The organism is Chroococcidiopsis sp. SAG 2025, assembly GCF_032860985.1.
Lineage (GTDB): Bacteria > Cyanobacteriota > Cyanobacteriia > Cyanobacteriales > Chroococcidiopsidaceae > Chroococcidiopsis.
Genome location: NZ_JAOCNC010000005.1, coordinates 365849 through 381795, shown reverse-complemented (window position 1 = coordinate 381795; position 15947 = coordinate 365849). Strand labels below are relative to the sequence as shown.

Sequence of the window (15947 nt, the reverse complement as noted above, 5' to 3'; positions counted from 1 at the left end):
GCTGCTTTCCTTAGCAAGCAGGCAATAGCAGCATTCAAACAAAGAGATTTTGCTCAGGGAAAGCAGTTGATGGCACAAGCAGTTTCAGCTTCAAAAGACTGCCAACGGCTAATCCAACAGTATCAGGAATCGGTAGGTGTTAATCCATAACTGACTTGTTGCAAAGGTTGTCGAGCGCGATCGCCCTAGTCGCCCTTTGCAGTTACGAGATGATGCACGACCGAGCTGAAAACACCAGAGACCAAACCCCTGCCACTAGAACGGGAACCGCAGCAGCTTGAGAGTGGCGCGTCAATTACTTAGCTGCGAGCGCATCTTGTGCAGGAGTAGCGAGTACGGTTGCGGCGATCGCACTTGTCTGTTAATATTCCTCCCAACTGTACCTAATCCTAATTTATCTGTTCTCCATGCGATCTCTTGTCATTTCTTATGCAAGAACGCCGATGATTACACTGCTCGTTACCCAATACAGAGATTTTGTTGTTTAGTTGCAAACAAATATAGCGAGCGATCGCGATGAACGCAGCGTATCGCATTTTTGTTAAGTAGTAAGCTATCGTAGTGATTTCAGATAGACAGAAAGTCGTGCTAATTTTATAATTCTTAGGACAGGAAAAGATACAATTTTTCAGTCAACATGTGCTTGATTTATTAAATGCCATGAAACAACAGTTGAAGGAAAAAAGGACTCGGCAGGGATTCAATTTAGTTATTGCTATAGCTGCCATAAGTTTAGTAACACAAGCCAGCGTTAACGCACTGACTTATACCAGTGCTTCTTTACACTCGCAAGCAAACAATCGTGCTTCCACCTCAAGTCTTTCTGCTCTTGAAGTGTTTAAAGAAGCATACGAAAATCGTTACACTTGGGACGAGCAGTTTCCAGGCTACACCGCAGTGGTAAATTTTACGCAAGGACAGGAAAAATATCAAGGTCGCATTCAAGTAAAACCGGATTTAAGCGTAGTAGTCAGCGGGATTAATAATGAATCAGCACGTCAGTCAATAGAAAATCAACTACAGATGCTCGTCGTTCATCGGCGCTCTGTTCCATTTGAAAAAGTTCACAAAGACAGCACTTTCAAATTTGGTAATAAGGATAAAAATGGAGCTGTAGAAATTATTAAAGCGAACGAACCAGGCTCTAGCTTTAAAGTGCAAGAGAGAAAAATCGTACAAGTCAATCGACAGATGGGAGGGCAATCCTTCAGTGTGGATACTTTGGATACAGAAGACACGCCAGAGGGATATTTAGCAACTCGCTATCGCACGTTATTCCAACAGCCCCAAACAAAACAAGTCTTAGCTGAAGAAGTATCTGATGATACTTATAAAAAAATCGGTGATTATTACCTACCCGTTAGTCAAGTCATTCAGCATTCTGAAGGGGGAAAACAGTACAAAGCTGAATTCAACTTTAGCGATCTTCAATTGTTATCTAGTAGAAAATAACTAATTTTGCGCCGATTTTAATTACCAATAAAGTCGGCGCAAGCAATTTATTAAACTCGATTGTTTGCTATTAAAACGAGATGTATTGATGCAAGATTAAAGATTAATTAACTTTCAACTAATTAAACTATTAGGTAATTCAAATATAAAGTGAAATTGTTGAGGTAAATTATAGTTCTAAGTATTGTATTCTGTAATAATGTTTCTGTCTCGTCAAACATATGCCTGCTTCTACTAAAATTTCGTTTGTCTGGCGGCTAGGGTTAGTAAATCTTCTAACTGTAGTAGGAGGCTCAATTATTTTTGAGCCTTACTCTTTAGCTCAAGTTACTTCTGACAATAGCTTGGGTTCGGAAAATTCTATCGTCACACCTACTATTAATATTAATGAAGTTCCTAGCGATAAAATTGATGGTGGAGCTGTTCGAGGTACAAACCTCTTCCATAGTTTTCAGGAGTTTAATATAGAGGAAGGGCGAGGAGCATACTTTACTAATCCTTCCGGGGTTGAAAATATACTAAGTCGCGTAACAGGGAACAACCCCTCTAATATTTTTGGAAAATTAGGCGTGTTAGGAAATGCTAATTTATTCTTATTCAACCCAAATGGGATTGTTTTTGGTGCTAATTCTAGTTTAGGCCTTAGAGGTTCATTTGTTGCAAGTACGGCAACTGAGTTAATTTTTGCTGATGGAGCTAAATTCACTACTACAGCTCAAGCTACTCCTATACTAACCGTAAGCGTGCCTATCGGACTGGGATTTGGGAGTAATCCTGGTAGAATTTCTGTTCGAGGAAACGGTCAAGGTGTAGAGACCCCACCTAATGAGCTTGCCGACTCTGATTTCGGTCTACAAGTACAACCAGATCGAACTTTAGCATTAGTAGGCGGCGATCTAGATTTACAAGCAGCGACGCTAAAAACATCAGGAGGGCGGATTGAATTAGGTAGCGTTACCAGCCCCAGTTCGGTGAAGCTAAACCCAGTTGCTAAAGGCTGGATGCTCGAATATACTAGCATGACAACTTTTGGTAATATAAATCTCTCCGATGGAACGGCAGTAAATGCTACTGGTGCAGGTGGCGGCGATATACAGGTGGTTGGTGGACAAATTCATCTGACTAATGCTTCCCAGATTGATGCTAGTACACTAGGAGCAGTACCAAGCGGTCAGATCGGCATACATGCCTCAGAATCAATTGTATTGGGTGGTAGTAGTAGAGGTAACGAGCAAATTCCGACGGGAATCTTAGCTACTGTTTATCCAGGCGCTCAAGGTACTGGAGGAGACATTGTTGTGGAAACAAAGCACTTAGAGATAAAAGATGGAGCGCAGATAGGAACTAGTGTATTTGGTGAAGGAAATGCTGGCTCTATTTTAGTTAAAGCTCGCGATTCAATTGAGCTAGTTGGGCAGTCAGCACCTAATGGGTCATTTGGTATGAGTGTTGCCATAAAAAGGATGGTCAATTAAAGTGAAGATACATAGTTTTTCAGGTTGTGATGACACGGCAAAAAAAAGCACCTTTGCGACCGTTAAGTGATGAAGAACAAACCGACTTGAAAAAACTGAGCCGTTCTCAATCCCAATCATCTGCTAGTGTCATGCGGGCCAAAGCGATTCTAGCCGTGGCTCTTGGGGCTGATTACACGAGTGCAGCGCAGTTAGTAGGATTACGCTGTGGTGATACGGTCAGCAAGTGGGTCAGTCGCTTCAATGTTGAAGGCTTAGCTGCCTTACAGCCTCGACATGGCGGTGGGGCAGTAGTGCAATACAGCGAACCAGAAAAACAACGCATCCTGTCCGAATTTCAGCGTCAACCAGAGCGGCAGAAAGAGGGCACGGCAACCTGGTCAGTAGCTACACTTCAACGGGCTTTGCGTCAGGCTCCTGATGGCTTAACCCAAATCAGTACTTATACAATTTGGCAGGTACTCAAAGAGGCGGGCTATAGCTGGCAAAAGAGCCGCAGTTGGTTAAAAACTGGACAGGTGAAGCGCATACGCAAAGGCAAGCTAGTAGTAGTAACTGACCCAGATACCGTGGCAAAAAAAAACTGATAGAACGCGCTTACACTCAGGGACAGAAGCTAGGCTTGAGTGTGTGGTGCGAAGACGAGGCGGGACCATTTGGCACTGCTCCTTACCCTGGTAGCAATTGGCAGCCAGTAGGTAAACCGACACGGCAAGAACATGAATATATCCGTAATGGCACAGCCAAGCTGTTAACGCTATTCCATCCCGCTACTGGGCAAGTACGAGTTAAGGGTGTTACCAGTTGTACCAATGCTGTGTTGCACGAATGGCTCAAGCAAGAATTAGCTAGTGTTGTACAATCACTGCCAACTCCAGCTCGATTACTCAAGCCTGAAGAAAATCAACGGTTATGGAAAAGTTGGCAGCAGGGGTTGAAAGTACGCTTTACACTCCCACACGACTTACCGCCACTGCGAATGTTGCTAGTGATGGATAACTTGGTCGGACATAAAACTCCCCAGTTGGTATTGTGGCTGTGTGCTCATGGCATCATGCCGCTCTACACACCTCTTGGCGGTAGCTGGCTGAATATGGCTGAGTCGATTCAACGAATTCTCAAACGCCGAGCTCTAGAGGGGCATCATCCGCAAACAGCCTATCAAATTATTGAGTGGTTGGAAGCAACTGCTTTTGGATGGAACCAACAACCAACGCCGTTTGTCTGGGCAGGATTACGAGCGCAACGTCGAGACAGAGCGCGTCAAAGATTTCACTCTCTTGGTGGTTCTGGTGCCTGTACGCATCGTCCTCTTCGGCGGACAACTATTGCCAAAAATAATGGCAACACTCATACCAAATGACCCACTAATGGTACATTACTTAGCGGGCTATTTTCTTTTGTTTACCCAGGAGCTATCGGTTCGGGAGGAGATATAAGTGTTGAAACGAAGCAGTTAAATATTCGAGATGGAGCGCAAGTATTTGCAGGTACGAGCGATGTTGGAAGAGCGGGTTCGGTATCGGTTAATGCTGAAGAGGTAGTAGACCTAGCTGGTACGGGAAGAACACCCAGTCGCGGTCGCACAAGCAGCGCAATATCAACCTCAGCGCTGCCAAGAGCTATTGGAAGTGGCGGAGCGGTAACAATAAAAACGCGAAGGTTAACCGTTCGCGACGGTGCATCGGTGTCAAGTAACTCTTTAGGTAGGGGAGAAGCTGGCAGTATATTCATCCAGGTAACAGAAGCAGTCGATTTAATTGGAAGATCGACGGATAATTCATTGGTTAGTAGCGTCTCAGCTCGCGCTAGAAGTTCTGCCAACGCGGGAAACTTAACTGTTGATGCAAAGCAGTTAAATATTCGAGACGGCGCTCAACTCAGCGTGCGAAACGATGGAGTGGGAACTGCTGGAACCCTTCAAGTTAATGCCGATCGCATCAGCCTCAGCAACAATGGCAACATCACCGCCACCTCCACTTCTGGAGAAGGTGGAGATATCTTCTTGAATTCGCAAAATCTCCAGCTCCGAAACGGCAGCAGTATTTCTGCCACTGCTGGACTAGCAGGAGGTGGAGGCAACGGCGGTAACATCATCATCGACACCGATTCTCTAGCTGCCGTGAATCGCAGCAGCATCACTGCCAATGCCTTCACGGGACGCGGTGGGAATATCCAGATTACGACTCAAGGAATCTTTCAGTCCCCCGACAGTAGATTCGATGCCAGTTCCCAGTTTGGCGTGGACGGGACGGTGGAAGTGCGCTCGCTGGGATTAGAACCGGACGAAGCGCTCGTCCCGTATAACAGAGTTTTCATCCCGATGGATGAGGTGATGAAAAATAGCTGCTTCGCGCAACGCAAAAAGAAGCAGGTGCGGCTCGTCATCACGGACAACGGTGGCTTACCCGCAGGACCCGGGGACTCGGTGATGCCGATGCCCTTGTTCTCCGCCGAGGGGTTGGACGAGGAGTTGGAGACGCAATCACCACCCCCAAGCAGTCCAGCGCCCGATGATTCGGGCTGGCAGGAAGGAGATCCGGTAGTGGAAGCAACGGGAATCATCAAGACCAAAGACGGCAGAACGCTGTTGGGAATGGTGGGCAGCAGCTTACCAAATGCCGAGGATGCAATTTGTCGGTAACATCAGCCATCTTGGAAAGCGATCGCGCCACCAACATCGATTAGTTTGGAATATTTGCAAGATAAGCTTGGGCGCGAAAGCCGACTAACTGCTCGTAGAAAGGATTCAGCTTGCACAAAGGTGGAATATGGGCAATTGTCCGACTGAATAAGTAGAGATCGCGCTCGAAGGGACATGAGGCTGGCAGAAGTTGGCATAACAATCGCGCGACTTTAGCGTTACGGACTTCGAGGGCATCCAGCTTTCGTTGAAACTGCTGGAGCAAATTTTGTAAAGCAATCATCGGATATTACCTCAGAATTAGCCGAGCGAAACAAACACAAATCAGCGCCACTTCTCAAATAGTTTAAGTTTAAAAAATCCCTCCGCTTGCAAAACAAAATAATAGAATTGAGGCTTTGAGTTTGACACCAAACGTAGCAACTTTTCCTCGCTCAAACTCTTGTTGACTTTGCCTGCTTATTATATAAGTAATTTAGATTGAGTTACGATTTGAATTTAAACGTCTTTGATCGAATTGTGAAGAATATTAAAAATATCAATAGTAGTTTATCTAAAGATCGAGAGAAACTCTAATTTCTCTAGAGGATAGGACAAAAAATTGAGCGTAAAGTTGGGTATTCTCACCGAAGTTAAACAATTGCTTTTGAGTTGCCGTAGCCATTGTCAAAAGTTGTAATTTTGGTCGGTAAAAGAGCGACTAAAAGAACCATTGACCAATTTCTGAATCCAAAATTAGAGGGCTAACGTGCTACTCGTACAGCAAATAAACATAAATTTCTGGCTCGGCAAGACCTGCTTGAGAAATCTCAAGTGTTGAAACATCATGCTCGTTCAAAAATTGAGTTGTAGCCAACAATAGAATAGCTCTCTGGTAAATTAGTTTGTACAGTAAAAACACTCATTGTTTTTTGGGAAACACTATGCACCATCTTTCGATAGATGGCATAACACTATACTATCTTTTGGCGCTTGCTTCTGCTAACTTCAATCCATCTCTCGATCTCGATAGCTGCCAGTTTTCGTACTCAGTGAAGTCGAGCTGGTTCAGATTCTTAATCGGCAATCTTCTGCCTCTTGCCAATCCTTTATCGAAAGTCTTCAAGTCAGATATTGCGAATCTAAACTTGGGCGGATAAATTAGCAGCGAGACTAATTTGAAAAACCAGATATGCCATCTTTCCGTCCTCAAGTCGTTGCCCATTGTCAAGCCGATGACGTAAGCTTCGTCACTAGCAGCAAATCCCCGTCCCAGGAGTAGGTGTAGGTAGTTGTGTTCGCGCAGATGAATCCTCCCAGGGAGAGGCAAGGGACTGTCGGGGTTTTCTACGAGCCAGACGACAAAAGGGTCTCGTCGGGACAATCGCTACTGAAAAGCGCGTAGGCTTGTGCTAGAGTCAACTGGGCTAAACTTTGGGGCAAATCGCCATGAAGAGCGACTAATGGTTGTCGATCGCTCGTTTGGGTTTGAATCACGAGCATTCAGCTTGGATTAAAGCGGCAAAGTCAGAGCTAGAAAATTCTTTGCGTTCCGACGATCGAACCAACTCTAAACTAATTGTAGGCACTTGCGGTTCTATAGGTAGGGAAACTGCTGCCAACTGCACCCATAGCAATTTCTAGAGCAGGGATCGAGCGAAAGCCAAAATATTTCATCTATTTTCAAGTTGGCTTTAAAAGTCATCCGAGTGCTTTCAGTGCAAAATTTCATACTCCACTGCAAAGTCGGTAATTTGCTCGGCGCTGCGTAATTCTTCCAGTTGGTAAGCCGAGTTATCGATGGCTTGAGCGATCGTTGCTGTGGCTGCATCCGAGCCGCGAAAACAGAATCTTAGAGTTATTTGGGCACTCAGTTGCAACTGGGTGATTTGTTGACGCTGTTGCAACAACTCGATTTCTCGACTCAATTCATCGAGAATTGGTAGCGCTGCTTCCACTGCTGTGGTTGCATCGCTCAACTTCAACTGGACGACAATCGTTCTGTGCTGGGTTGGGTTGTAACTGGGCATGACAAAATCTCCCAGAGAGAATCGCTGCCGCAGCTGATGAGTGCGGCGCAGACGGGGGCGCTGTTTCACTGGCTGGTGGCTCCTGAGTGTTGTGGTGCGAGCGCTTTGATGAATGCTTGTCTGTTGCAGTACGCTCGTTCGCCAAAAACGTTGTTGACGTAGCTGGCAATTTGTTGCAAGCATTCCTGTGGCTCATCTTCCGATAGGCGATCGCATAGTAAAGTAAAAGCAGCTATTAGCCTTTTGGTTCGGTTGAGGCGGTCTGACTTGTCACAGTGCTGCTTTGATAAAAAACGCGCGGACTCAAAAATGACATCAGTTTTGGTCAGCATGACTTTTCGATTAGATAGTATTGCAATTGCAATAGCCCGAGTACAGTTGCACCCAGGCTGTAGAGCCAAAAAACTATTGTTCTGTGGTTACTTCCGGCTAAGCAGCAAATGCACTCATCACTAATTGCCGATGCTGTCGCCGTAACTCTTCTGCTGCGATGTATTTCTGGGCTATTCGTTCCCCTTCTTCGTAGCTGATTGCCTTTTCCATCAAGCAGCGCTCTCCTACCCAGACTTGATACAAGTCCCATCGAGGATCGCGAACGACCTGCCACTCGACTGCCTTGGGGTTTGGAACTGGTGGCTGGGAAGATGCTTGAATGCTGCTATAGCCGTCCAGGTAGCCACGAGAGTAGGGGCAATTTGCTTGTTTGCACATGGGTGATCTACGAGCCGCTGCGTCGTATTTCCCGTGGGTGTTGCCACTAGAGTATTCAGCCAGCGCCTCCCAGTCTGGTTGGGTTTGCTCAATTGAATTGCTAGTCAATCGGGCTGGCGGGGCTTGAGTTGGTTGTGGCTCTACTGTGGCTTGAGGCTCTACAATCCATTCTTCGGAGTACGAAGCAGTTATGGGCTTAACTAGCAGCCGGACTCGTCCATCGGCTAAAACTTCTCTTTCCACCACCTGCATCAACGGCGTGAAAGCAGCGCGGATTTCGTCTCCGACTTGAGCTAGCACTGTTGGCTTGTCCCAGAGTTGGGGAGTGCGGACTTGTGTAGTTGATTGTGCTTGAGTTAACATTTGATTACCTAGTGATAGGAACCAAAGCCTGTAGCGATCGCCGTGGTAAGTTGAACGCCGCAGGCTTTGTTGTTTTGAAAATTCAGTCAATTCCTCACAACAGAATTTCTTCATCTGCCCTTCGCTTTAAGCGTTGACCATTACGGTAGGGTCTGTCTCACCTAGCCTCGCAGCTATTTCTCACAGGTCATCCACTTTCAAAAGTGGGGTGGGCGGTGGTTCGGCAGTTCCGCGCTCTGCTGCTCTGTTATCTATATCCTTTATAGTAGTACCCCCTATCAGTAGTAGTCAATAGCTTTCTTCCGTCTTTTTCTATTAGTCTTAGTAATACTACTGTTAGTTAACTATTACCAAAGATAATACTAATTACAGCTAGACAACTTACAAGGGTACTACTTATGATAGGAGTGAAGGCTTGAGGATATGCCAGTGAAAGTTCTGCTTCAGGAGGTTAGGAAATCTCGCGGATTCTCCCAAAATGACCTAGCTCGTATGATTCGGATGTCTCCTCAAAATATTCAAAAATTGAGCAGGGAGATGCCAAATCTCTAACTTTTGTGACTTTAGACGATTGTGTAAAGCTTTGAGCTGTCAACCAGGTGACTTATTAGTTTATGAAGACGATGCCGATTGGAACGACGAATGCGAAGGGATGACTCAATCAAAGGAATTTCACACGGATAGAGATGCGATCGAAGATCGCCCTTCTCAACAACGTCGGCAATCACGCTCCGCGATTGTCATTGTTTCTGAATTGCCAGAATCTGCCTAAGCTATGGCTATCTTTTGCTGCAATCAATTCCCTATTTGTCATCGACTCCAAAGAATTTTCAGTCCTGACAGTCGCACTGTTTTTACAATCGATCGCACTACCTAAACGAAAGTTAAAAAATCGACCCCCTTCAGTGTCAATGTTCCAGTCCGATCGCTAGGGGGTACTGCGATCCAAACTATTTATTGTTGGGATACAACAATGACTAACGTGATAGTTATCGAGCGTGATGGCACTCTAGTTGTTGACTCGCGCTTAATCGCCGATAGGTTAGCAATTGCTCATAAGAATTTGCTAGCAACTCTTGATAAGTATAAGCAACGCACCGAGTCAGCATTTGGAGAAATCGCGTTTGAAACGCGAAAATCAGAACGGGGTAAGCCGGAGCGATTGGCTTGGCTCACGGAGGAGCAAGCAACATTTTTAATGACTCTCAGCCGCAATACTGACAAAGTAGTGCAGTGCAAGCTTGAATTAGTAGAAGCCTTTGCTAAAGCCAAAAGAGTTATTGAACAAGTCATTCCTGCACAAGCTCAAGAAATCGAGCGTCTTAAACTCGAACTAGAGCTAGCTCGTGCCAGAGATAGTGCTGCTCGCTCTGAAGACGCTGCTGCCCAAAGTCAACAACGGCTACTAGCAGTGAGTCAGGCAATTGCCACCCTGCACGGTTCGGGGATGGTGGCGCTGATTCTAGGTAAGCCAGATGCAGTCGTCGAGCGCGTCACCCAAGTGGAAACAACAATTCTGTGCAACGAGCGCGGTCAACCAATCAAAAGCTATACAGGACTGTCCAAGACAAGGCTAGCAAAGCGTTATGGCATGAAAAAAGCGGCTGATGTCGTAACTTGGCTCGAATCCATCGGGAGAATAGATTTCCTCCAGAGCGCATTAACCACTACCCCCTGTCAATACGTGCCGATAGAGTTGATTCCAGAGCTGGATCGCCTGTGGGCTTCAAAGGAAGGTTCAAGACAGCGCCTATTGGGGGAGTAAGTATCTTCTAGCACGTAACCAATTCTTCCCGCCCAGCTTGCATAATTCACATACTCACGTTGGACTAAAGATTTTACAATCCACTACATCAGCGAGGAGATGCACCGTGACGATTATTCGGATCGAGCATAGTTCCAATTACACCTGCATCAGCAACCAAGCAATTCGAGACAAAAGACTCAGCTACAAAGCAAGAGGACTACACCACTTGCTGTTGTCTTACCCGAATAATTGGACGGTTAACATCGACCACTTGGTAGCCGCATCGGACAAAGATGGTAGGGCAGCAGTAATGTCTGCGATCGAGGAATTGCAAGCGCATGGCTACATGACAATGCGCCGAATCCGCAACGAGCAAACGGGTCAGTTCGTCGGTTGGGAGAAGGTGATTCGCGAAACTCCTATCCCCCAAGATGAAGCAATTCCTGCCGAGGTGCGAAAATCGAATCTCGGTAAAAAAGACCGAAAAATAGGCACTGCCACCGAAGTGCGAAAATCGAATCTTGGTGAAACCGAAGTGCGAAAATCAAATGTCGGTGAAACCGAAGTCCGAAAAACCGTATTACGGTCTAGCCGTAAGACGGATAAACCGCATGACGGGAAATCGGAGGACATAATAAATAACCACAACTCAAACAAGTATCTAGATCGAGAAGTATCTATTACCCCCCTACCCCCCTGTGGGGAAAGGCAAGTGAGTGGGACACAACTGGAGCTGTGCTTTTCTCAAGCGCTGGAGTGCAACACTCATCCACTCGCTTCGCACACAGAGCGATCGCACTCACCAGGACTCCAAGTAAAGAACTTCTGTGGAGAAAAACTGTCCGCGCCCTGCTCTCCTGTGGAAAACTTACCAAAGGCTGGTTCAACCCAGACAGCACTATCGCCAGTGGAGGTAGTTGCCGTCAGCCAAAACCAATCGGGCGAGCGCTTCAGCCGCGATCGGTCGCAGTACCCCAAAAACTACGCAGCTAATGTCGCCCAGGATTCCTCCGCGCCCGCTGCTATCAACGGTAGCGATCGCCTACCTTGGGAAACTGGGCGACGGGGAGTCTTTGACCCCGACTTCGAGCAGCACATGGCGCGGAGCCTGGGCAATTACCCCGCCTACAAAGACTTGCTCCCAGGAGAACTGCTCGTCAAAGTCCGCAAGCACATTTGCGCCGCTAAATATGACCTGAAACGACGCGACGAGTTGGAGATCGAGTGGTCAGCAATGCACTCCTTGCCACAACTGCCCGATGGCGTTTCCAAGGCAGAAGTTGGAGCAGCCAAGACATACGCGCATTTTGCTCATCTATTCGGAGTCAGGTAATGTTATCGATTTGTGGATAGACTAAGAGTAAAGGAGCAAAATCTAGGAGTAGGCTAGTTTAGTATGACAGTTTTAGTGGCGGTTCGTTGTCCCCATTGCCAAAGTAGTGAAGTAGTTAGGCATGGAAAATCAACTAATGGCAAGCAACGCTTCCGTTGTCTGGAACCAGAATGCCCATATCAGACTTTTAGCTTGAACTCTGCTTACCCTGGACGGAACCGAGAAGTAAAGCAGCAAATAGTGGAGATGACACTCAATGGGAGTGGAGTAAGAGATATTGCCAGGGTTTTGCGTATCAGCACCTCAACAGTTATTCGGGAATTAAAAAAAACTCGCTTACCTCAAACCCGTTAACCAAAAGCTATTAAGCCAACTCCAGCCAGAGCAAGTCGAGGTAATATTTGAAAAAGTAGAAGTTGAATCAGAACTTGGGATTGAGGAATCCGAGCTAGATGAAATGTGGAGTTATGTAGGCAAGAAAACTAATCCCAGATGGTTATGGCATGCAATTGACCGCCGAACTGGTCAGGTCTTAGCGTATGTATTCGGTAGGCGTAAGGATGAAGTGTTTCTTCAACTCAAAAGGCTACTTGAACCCTTTGGTATCAAAAAGTTCTGTACTGATGCATGGGGTGCCTACCAAAGACATCTACCAGCACAAATGCATGAAGTGGGTAAACGGAAGACTCAAAGGATTGAGCGCAAACATCTTCGACTCAGAACTAGAATCAAGCGACTTGCGCGTAGGACTATTTGTTTTTCCAAATCTGAGGAGATGCACGATTTAGTGATTGGTCTATTCATCAATTTCTATGAGTTTGGACTACCAATTTAGGGACAAACAACAAATTGACAACATCACCCGGAGTCACATCATGATTGATCAACAGACTTGGATTCGAGGTTTAACATTGCTATGCCAGCACTACCAACGTCAGATACTAGATGAAGTTGCCCTGATGTGGAAGCAATACCTAGACGAGCGATTGACAACGGCAGAATTCGAGCAGGCGGTGAAAGTCATAATCCTAGAATCGCGCTATTTCCCTACGGCGAAGGAACTGGTAGAAGCTGTCAAGGGCGATCGCGAACTACTTGCCGCTGCCGAGTGGAGTCTGTGCCACAAACAAGCCAGTCGGGGCGATCGAGACCCAGTGGTGGGGTTGTCCCCGAAAGGGCAAACAGCATTGTACTTAATTGGTGGATTATCAAAGATTGCTGCCTCGACTGCTGAAGAAGCGACTTGGCAGCGTAAAGAATTCATTCGGTTTTGGATGGCAGCTAGCGATGAATTTACTCAAGCACCAGGATTGCCACAAGCCAAACCAACCCAAGTTGAAGTGGCTCCCATGCCCGAAAGCATTAGGCAGCAGTTAGAGGAGCTGTCGAAGAAAGTTGCAGCTAACGGCAGAAAAATCAAATGAGGCGATCGCAAGTCCGCGACAAAACACCCACACTTAATCTGGCGATAATTGACTTATAGTAACTTTTAAGTTACTGTAGACGTAACATGAAAGTCCAAGAATACATTAGAGCGGATGGTTCGAGTCCCTACCAAAAATGGTTTAACAGTTTGGATGCCACAGCCGCAGTGAAAGTAACGGTTGCCAAGTCTCGTCTGGAGTTGGGCAACACGTCAAACGTAAAGTGGTTCGATGGAATTGGCGAATACAAAATTGACTGGGGACCTGGGTATCGGATTTACCTAGCTCAAGACGGCAAGCAGCTGATAGTTTTATTTGCTGGCGGAACCAAGAAAAGCCAGCAATCTGACATCGAGCAAGCGAAACAACTCTACCAGGAGTACCATCGGCGGAAGAAAGAAGCGAGCGAACTTAAACAGCAAACGACTGCGGAAAAAAAGCACAAGAAAAGGAAACGATAATGAATTTGACGAGAGATTTTAGCGAAACGGTTAACGCCAGAGTTCAACGAGAGCCAGCATTTGCAAAAGCCCTGTTAGACGAAGCTGTTTCCCTCTTCCTCAACGGCGAACCAGCAACGGCAAGACTAATATTGAGAGATCTCGTCAATGCAACTATAGGATTTGAACAGCTAGCAACAGAAACATCGAAGCCTTCCAAGAGCCTTCACCGGATGCTATCTGCCAAAGGTAATCCGACGATGGATAATTTAACCGCAATTCTCAACGTCCTGCGCCAAAAACTGCAGGTGAAGATTGAAGTTCAGACGATTTCTGGCGCATAGAGTTTTCAGGGCATAACTCCTGCTTTCTCAACACACAGAAGTCATATTTTAGACTTTTCATACATCCTCTAACTGGTGCCATTCTTAGCCATGACTATGATTCAAACGAAGCCAACGTTACTGAGCGGCATCCTGCAATCCACAGCGAGCGAAAGCCGCGCTTTTCAGATTGTTTGGACGTTTTTTCGAGTATTGGTGGGCTTATTAATGATCCATAACGGATTTAGCAAGCTGGCGGATGTACAGGGTTTTGCCAATGGGGTTGTGAGTTTTATTGGCTTTCCATACCCGAGATTTTTTACCTATTGTGCTGCCTACGCTGAAATTGTGAGTTCTATTCTGCTAGCACTTGGATTATTCACTCGACTGAATGCCTTGATATTGTTATTCACAATGCTAACTGCTGTCAGCTTCCATCTCAAAAAAGATGGTTGGCAGATTCCACCGCTGGAAACGGCTTCCCTCTATGCCATGTGGTTTGGCTTCTTCCTGGTCAATGGTGGCGGGTTATTCTCCCTAGATACGGCGATCGCACGATGGCTGAGAAAATCATAATTTTCATCCTGCCTAAGCTGTTATAACAATCTGCGCCGTGCCAAGCTAGATGTGGTCGTAATCCTGAGTGCAACCGAGTAACTTGATGCAGGGAGCGTAATAAATGATGACGCTCCCTCGGGGGAATCGAGACACAGTAGTGGGATGATCTCCAAAGGACAAACAGCACTATACTTAATTGGGGGATTGCCAAAGATCGCCACCTCAACTATTAAAGAGGCAACTTGGCAGCGCAAAGAGTTCATCCACTGGTGGCTGGGTGCAACAGAAGCGAAGGTCGCTTCGCGAACAGCCGTTGGCATCGCGCCAGTACCAGGACTACGACCAGCCCCCCCAAGTGGCAGTAGAAGCAGCCCCGATGCCCCAAAGCATCAAGTCCTCTATTGGAGGAGCTGTCGCAGGAAGTTGCAGGGAATGGCAGAAAAATCAAATGAGGCAACTGCGTGTGTGAAGAGTGGTTAGCACAGTTTGAGGCAGCGTGGACAACTGAAGAGCGATCGCTCTTAGGTGTAATGTATGATGGAGTTGAACTCCAAGGAGCTAAGGGTATGACTTTAGCATCAAATGGACAAGCAGCGATCGTCCGTACAGAACGCGGACTGACGATTGGGGGAACTCGAATCACTGTTTATGAGGTGATGGATTTTTTAAAGGCGCAATATCCACCTAAACTTATCCGTGACAAGTTCAATCTGACAGACGAGCAGATCGATAGTGCCTTGTCTTACCTGGAAGCAAATCGCGCTCAAGTCGAAGCTGAGTATCAAGAAGTACTACAGACTAGAGAAGAAATTCGCTCCTATTGGGGGTGATGTTGTCAATTTGTTGTTTGTCCCTAAATTGGTAGTCCAAACTCATAGCAATTGATGAATAGACCAATCACTAAATCGTGCATCTCCTCAGATTTGGAAAAACAAATAGTCCTACGCGCAAGTCGCTTGATTCTAGGGTGATGTTGTCAATTTGTTGTTTGTCCCTAAATTGGTAGTCCAAACTCATAGCAATTGATGAATAGACCAATCACTAAATCGTGCATCTCCTCAGATTTGGAAAAACAAATAGTCCTACGCGCAAGTCGCTTGATTCTAGTTCTGAGTCGAAGATGTTTGCGCTCAATCCTTTGAGTCTTCCGTTTACCCACTTCATGCATTTGTGCTGGTAGATGTCTTTGGTAGGCACCCCATGCATCAGTACAGAACTTTTTGATACCAAAGGGTTCAAGTAGCCTTTTGAGTTGAAGAAACACTTCATCCTTACGCCTACCGAATACATACGCTAAGACCTGACCAGTTCGGCGGTCAATTGCATGCCATAACCATCTGGGATTAGTTTTCTTGCCTACATAACTCCACATTTCATCTAGCTCGGATTCCTCAATCCCAAGTTCTGATTCAACTTCTACTTTTTCAAATATTACCTCGACTTGCTCTGGCTGGAGTTGGCTTAATAG

At 46.2% G+C, this 15947-nt stretch carries 21 protein-coding genes and 3 pseudogenes; 18 read left to right on the top strand and 6 right to left on the bottom strand.

Going from position 1 to position 15947, the window contains the following annotated elements; genetic code table 11:
• Positions 1–155 precede the first annotated feature (155 nt).
• The 6 genes from N4J56_RS39435 (at position 156) to N4J56_RS39410 (ending at position 5571) form a co-directional block, all read left to right on the top strand.
• Entirely contained in the window at positions 156–281 is a 126-nt protein-coding gene (locus N4J56_RS39435; protein WP_317112443.1) for a hypothetical protein, read from the top strand.
• 358 nt (positions 282–639) lie between these two features.
• Positions 640–1452 (top strand): DUF3386 domain-containing protein, encoded by an 813-nt coding sequence (locus tag N4J56_RS39430; protein WP_317112442.1) that lies wholly within the window; start codon positions 640–642, stop codon positions 1450–1452.
• 221 nt (positions 1453–1673) lie between these two features.
• Positions 1674–2927: a filamentous hemagglutinin N-terminal domain-containing protein gene (locus N4J56_RS39425; protein WP_317112441.1), complete on the top strand. Its 1254-nt coding sequence runs from the start codon at positions 1674–1676 to the stop codon at positions 2925–2927.
• Between the two features lie 29 nt (positions 2928–2956).
• Positions 2957–3514, top strand: a complete 558-nt coding sequence (locus N4J56_RS39420) for a helix-turn-helix domain-containing protein (RefSeq protein WP_317105833.1) — start codon at positions 2957–2959, stop codon at positions 3512–3514.
• Between the two features lie 41 nt (positions 3515–3555).
• Positions 3556–4290 (top strand): transposase, encoded by a 735-nt coding sequence (locus tag N4J56_RS39415; protein ID WP_317105834.1) that lies wholly within the window; start codon positions 3556–3558, stop codon positions 4288–4290.
• A 324-nt stretch (positions 4291–4614) separates the two neighbouring features.
• Positions 4615–5571: a hypothetical protein gene (locus tag N4J56_RS39410; protein ID WP_317112439.1), complete on the top strand. Its 957-nt coding sequence runs from the start codon at positions 4615–4617 to the stop codon at positions 5569–5571.
• 40 nt (positions 5572–5611) lie between these two features.
• On the opposite strand, the gene N4J56_RS39405 is transcribed toward N4J56_RS39410, so the two are convergent.
• The 5 genes from N4J56_RS39405 to N4J56_RS39385 form a co-directional block, all read right to left on the bottom strand.
• Complete coding sequence (locus N4J56_RS39405) at positions 5612–5854, bottom strand: Mo-dependent nitrogenase C-terminal domain-containing protein (protein WP_317112438.1); 243 nt, start codon at positions 5852–5854, stop codon at positions 5612–5614.
• A 675-nt stretch (positions 5855–6529) separates the two neighbouring features.
• The gene (locus N4J56_RS39400) at positions 6530–6934 is read right to left on the bottom strand and encodes a hypothetical protein (RefSeq protein WP_317112437.1); all 405 of its coding nucleotides are present in this window, start codon (positions 6932–6934) and stop codon (positions 6530–6532) included.
• Between the two features lie 331 nt (positions 6935–7265).
• Positions 7266–7649, bottom strand: coding sequence for a hypothetical protein (locus N4J56_RS39395; protein WP_317112435.1), 384 nt, complete (start codon positions 7647–7649; stop codon positions 7266–7268).
• On the bottom strand, positions 7646–7912 hold the full coding sequence (locus N4J56_RS39390) for a hypothetical protein (RefSeq protein WP_317112434.1): 267 nt from the start codon (positions 7910–7912) through the stop codon (positions 7646–7648). Before N4J56_RS39390 ends, N4J56_RS39395 begins: the two co-directional genes overlap by 4 nt.
• A 97-nt stretch (positions 7913–8009) precedes the next feature.
• Positions 8010–8654 (bottom strand): hypothetical protein, encoded by a 645-nt coding sequence (locus N4J56_RS39385; protein ID WP_317112432.1) that lies wholly within the window; start codon positions 8652–8654, stop codon positions 8010–8012.
• A gap of 11 nt (positions 8655–8665) precedes the next feature.
• On the opposite strand from N4J56_RS39385, the gene N4J56_RS39380 reads away from it, so the two are divergent.
• The 12 genes and pseudogenes from N4J56_RS39380 to N4J56_RS39330 all read left to right on the top strand — a co-directional run.
• Positions 8666–8791 carry a hypothetical protein gene (locus N4J56_RS39380; protein ID WP_317112431.1) on the top strand — a complete coding sequence of 42 codons (126 nt, stop codon included), beginning with the start codon at positions 8666–8668 and terminating at the stop codon, positions 8789–8791.
• Between the two features lie 286 nt (positions 8792–9077).
• Complete coding sequence (locus N4J56_RS41765; RefSeq protein WP_410500825.1) at positions 9078–9206, top strand: helix-turn-helix domain-containing protein; 129 nt, start codon at positions 9078–9080, stop codon at positions 9204–9206.
• Positions 9199–9426 (top strand): helix-turn-helix domain-containing protein, encoded by a 228-nt coding sequence (locus N4J56_RS39375; RefSeq protein WP_410500853.1) that lies wholly within the window; start codon positions 9199–9201, stop codon positions 9424–9426. The genes N4J56_RS41765 and N4J56_RS39375 overlap by 8 nt, the downstream gene beginning before the upstream one ends.
• 201 nt (positions 9427–9627) lie before the next feature.
• Positions 9628–10419 carry a Rha family transcriptional regulator gene (locus N4J56_RS39370; protein ID WP_317112428.1) on the top strand — a complete coding sequence of 264 codons (792 nt, stop codon included), beginning with the start codon at positions 9628–9630 and terminating at the stop codon, positions 10417–10419.
• A gap of 106 nt (positions 10420–10525) precedes the next feature.
• Positions 10526–11734 (top strand): hypothetical protein, encoded by a 1209-nt coding sequence (locus tag N4J56_RS39365; RefSeq protein WP_317112425.1) that lies wholly within the window; start codon positions 10526–10528, stop codon positions 11732–11734.
• 63 nt (positions 11735–11797) lie between these two features.
• Positions 11798–12569, top strand: a pseudogene (locus tag N4J56_RS39360) (IS1 family transposase).
• Positions 12570–12609: 40 nt separating this feature from the next.
• Positions 12610–13158, top strand: coding sequence for a hypothetical protein (locus tag N4J56_RS39355; RefSeq protein WP_317112424.1), 549 nt, complete (start codon positions 12610–12612; stop codon positions 13156–13158).
• Positions 13159–13244: 86 nt separating this feature from the next.
• Positions 13245–13619, top strand: coding sequence for a type II toxin-antitoxin system RelE/ParE family toxin (locus N4J56_RS39350; protein ID WP_317112422.1), 375 nt, complete (start codon positions 13245–13247; stop codon positions 13617–13619).
• Positions 13619–13942: a hypothetical protein gene (locus N4J56_RS39345; RefSeq protein WP_317112421.1), complete on the top strand. Its 324-nt coding sequence runs from the start codon at positions 13619–13621 to the stop codon at positions 13940–13942. The genes N4J56_RS39350 and N4J56_RS39345 overlap by 1 nt, the downstream gene beginning before the upstream one ends.
• A gap of 90 nt (positions 13943–14032) precedes the next feature.
• On the top strand, positions 14033–14497 hold the full coding sequence (locus tag N4J56_RS39340) for a DoxX family protein (RefSeq protein WP_317112420.1): 465 nt from the start codon (positions 14033–14035) through the stop codon (positions 14495–14497).
• A gap of 144 nt (positions 14498–14641) precedes the next feature.
• The gene (locus N4J56_RS39335) at positions 14642–14959 is read left to right on the top strand and encodes a hypothetical protein (protein ID WP_317112131.1); all 318 of its coding nucleotides are present in this window, start codon (positions 14642–14644) and stop codon (positions 14957–14959) included.
• 86 nt (positions 14960–15045) lie between these two features.
• Positions 15046–15303: pseudogene (locus N4J56_RS39330) on the top strand (DUF433 domain-containing protein); the annotation flags it as partial.
• Positions 15304–15350: 47 nt separating this feature from the next.
• Here N4J56_RS39330 and N4J56_RS39325 read toward each other — a convergent pair.
• Positions 15351–15851, bottom strand: a pseudogene (locus N4J56_RS39325) (IS1 family transposase); the annotation flags it as partial.
• Positions 15852–15947 lie beyond the last annotated feature (96 nt).

What these genes read in the sequence shown, in the direction of transcription:
- N4J56_RS39420 (WP_317105833.1), top strand. Translation starts at nt 2,957, where the DNA reads ATGACACGGCAAAAAAAAGCACCTTTGCGACCGTTAAGTGATGAAGAA.
- N4J56_RS39425 (WP_317112441.1), top strand. Translation starts at nt 1,674, where the DNA reads ATGCCTGCTTCTACTAAAATTTCGTTTGTCTGGCGGCTAGGGTTAGTA.
- N4J56_RS39355 (WP_317112424.1), top strand. Translation starts at nt 12,610, where the DNA reads ATGATTGATCAACAGACTTGGATTCGAGGTTTAACATTGCTATGCCAG.
- N4J56_RS39335 (WP_317112131.1), top strand. Translation starts at nt 14,642, where the DNA reads ATGATCTCCAAAGGACAAACAGCACTATACTTAATTGGGGGATTGCCA.
- N4J56_RS39350 (WP_317112422.1), top strand. Translation starts at nt 13,245, where the DNA reads ATGAAAGTCCAAGAATACATTAGAGCGGATGGTTCGAGTCCCTACCAA.
- N4J56_RS39405 (WP_317112438.1), bottom strand. Translation starts at nt 5,854, where the DNA reads ATGATTGCTTTACAAAATTTGCTCCAGCAGTTTCAACGAAAGCTGGAT.
- N4J56_RS39340 (WP_317112420.1), top strand. Translation starts at nt 14,033, where the DNA reads ATGACTATGATTCAAACGAAGCCAACGTTACTGAGCGGCATCCTGCAA.
- N4J56_RS39345 (WP_317112421.1), top strand. Translation starts at nt 13,619, where the DNA reads ATGAATTTGACGAGAGATTTTAGCGAAACGGTTAACGCCAGAGTTCAA.
- N4J56_RS41765 (WP_410500825.1), top strand. Translation starts at nt 9,078, where the DNA reads ATGCCAGTGAAAGTTCTGCTTCAGGAGGTTAGGAAATCTCGCGGATTC.
- N4J56_RS39370 (WP_317112428.1), top strand. Translation starts at nt 9,628, where the DNA reads ATGACTAACGTGATAGTTATCGAGCGTGATGGCACTCTAGTTGTTGAC.
- N4J56_RS39390 (WP_317112434.1), bottom strand. Translation starts at nt 7,912, where the DNA reads ATGCTGACCAAAACTGATGTCATTTTTGAGTCCGCGCGTTTTTTATCA.
- N4J56_RS39385 (WP_317112432.1), bottom strand. Translation starts at nt 8,654, where the DNA reads ATGTTAACTCAAGCACAATCAACTACACAAGTCCGCACTCCCCAACTC.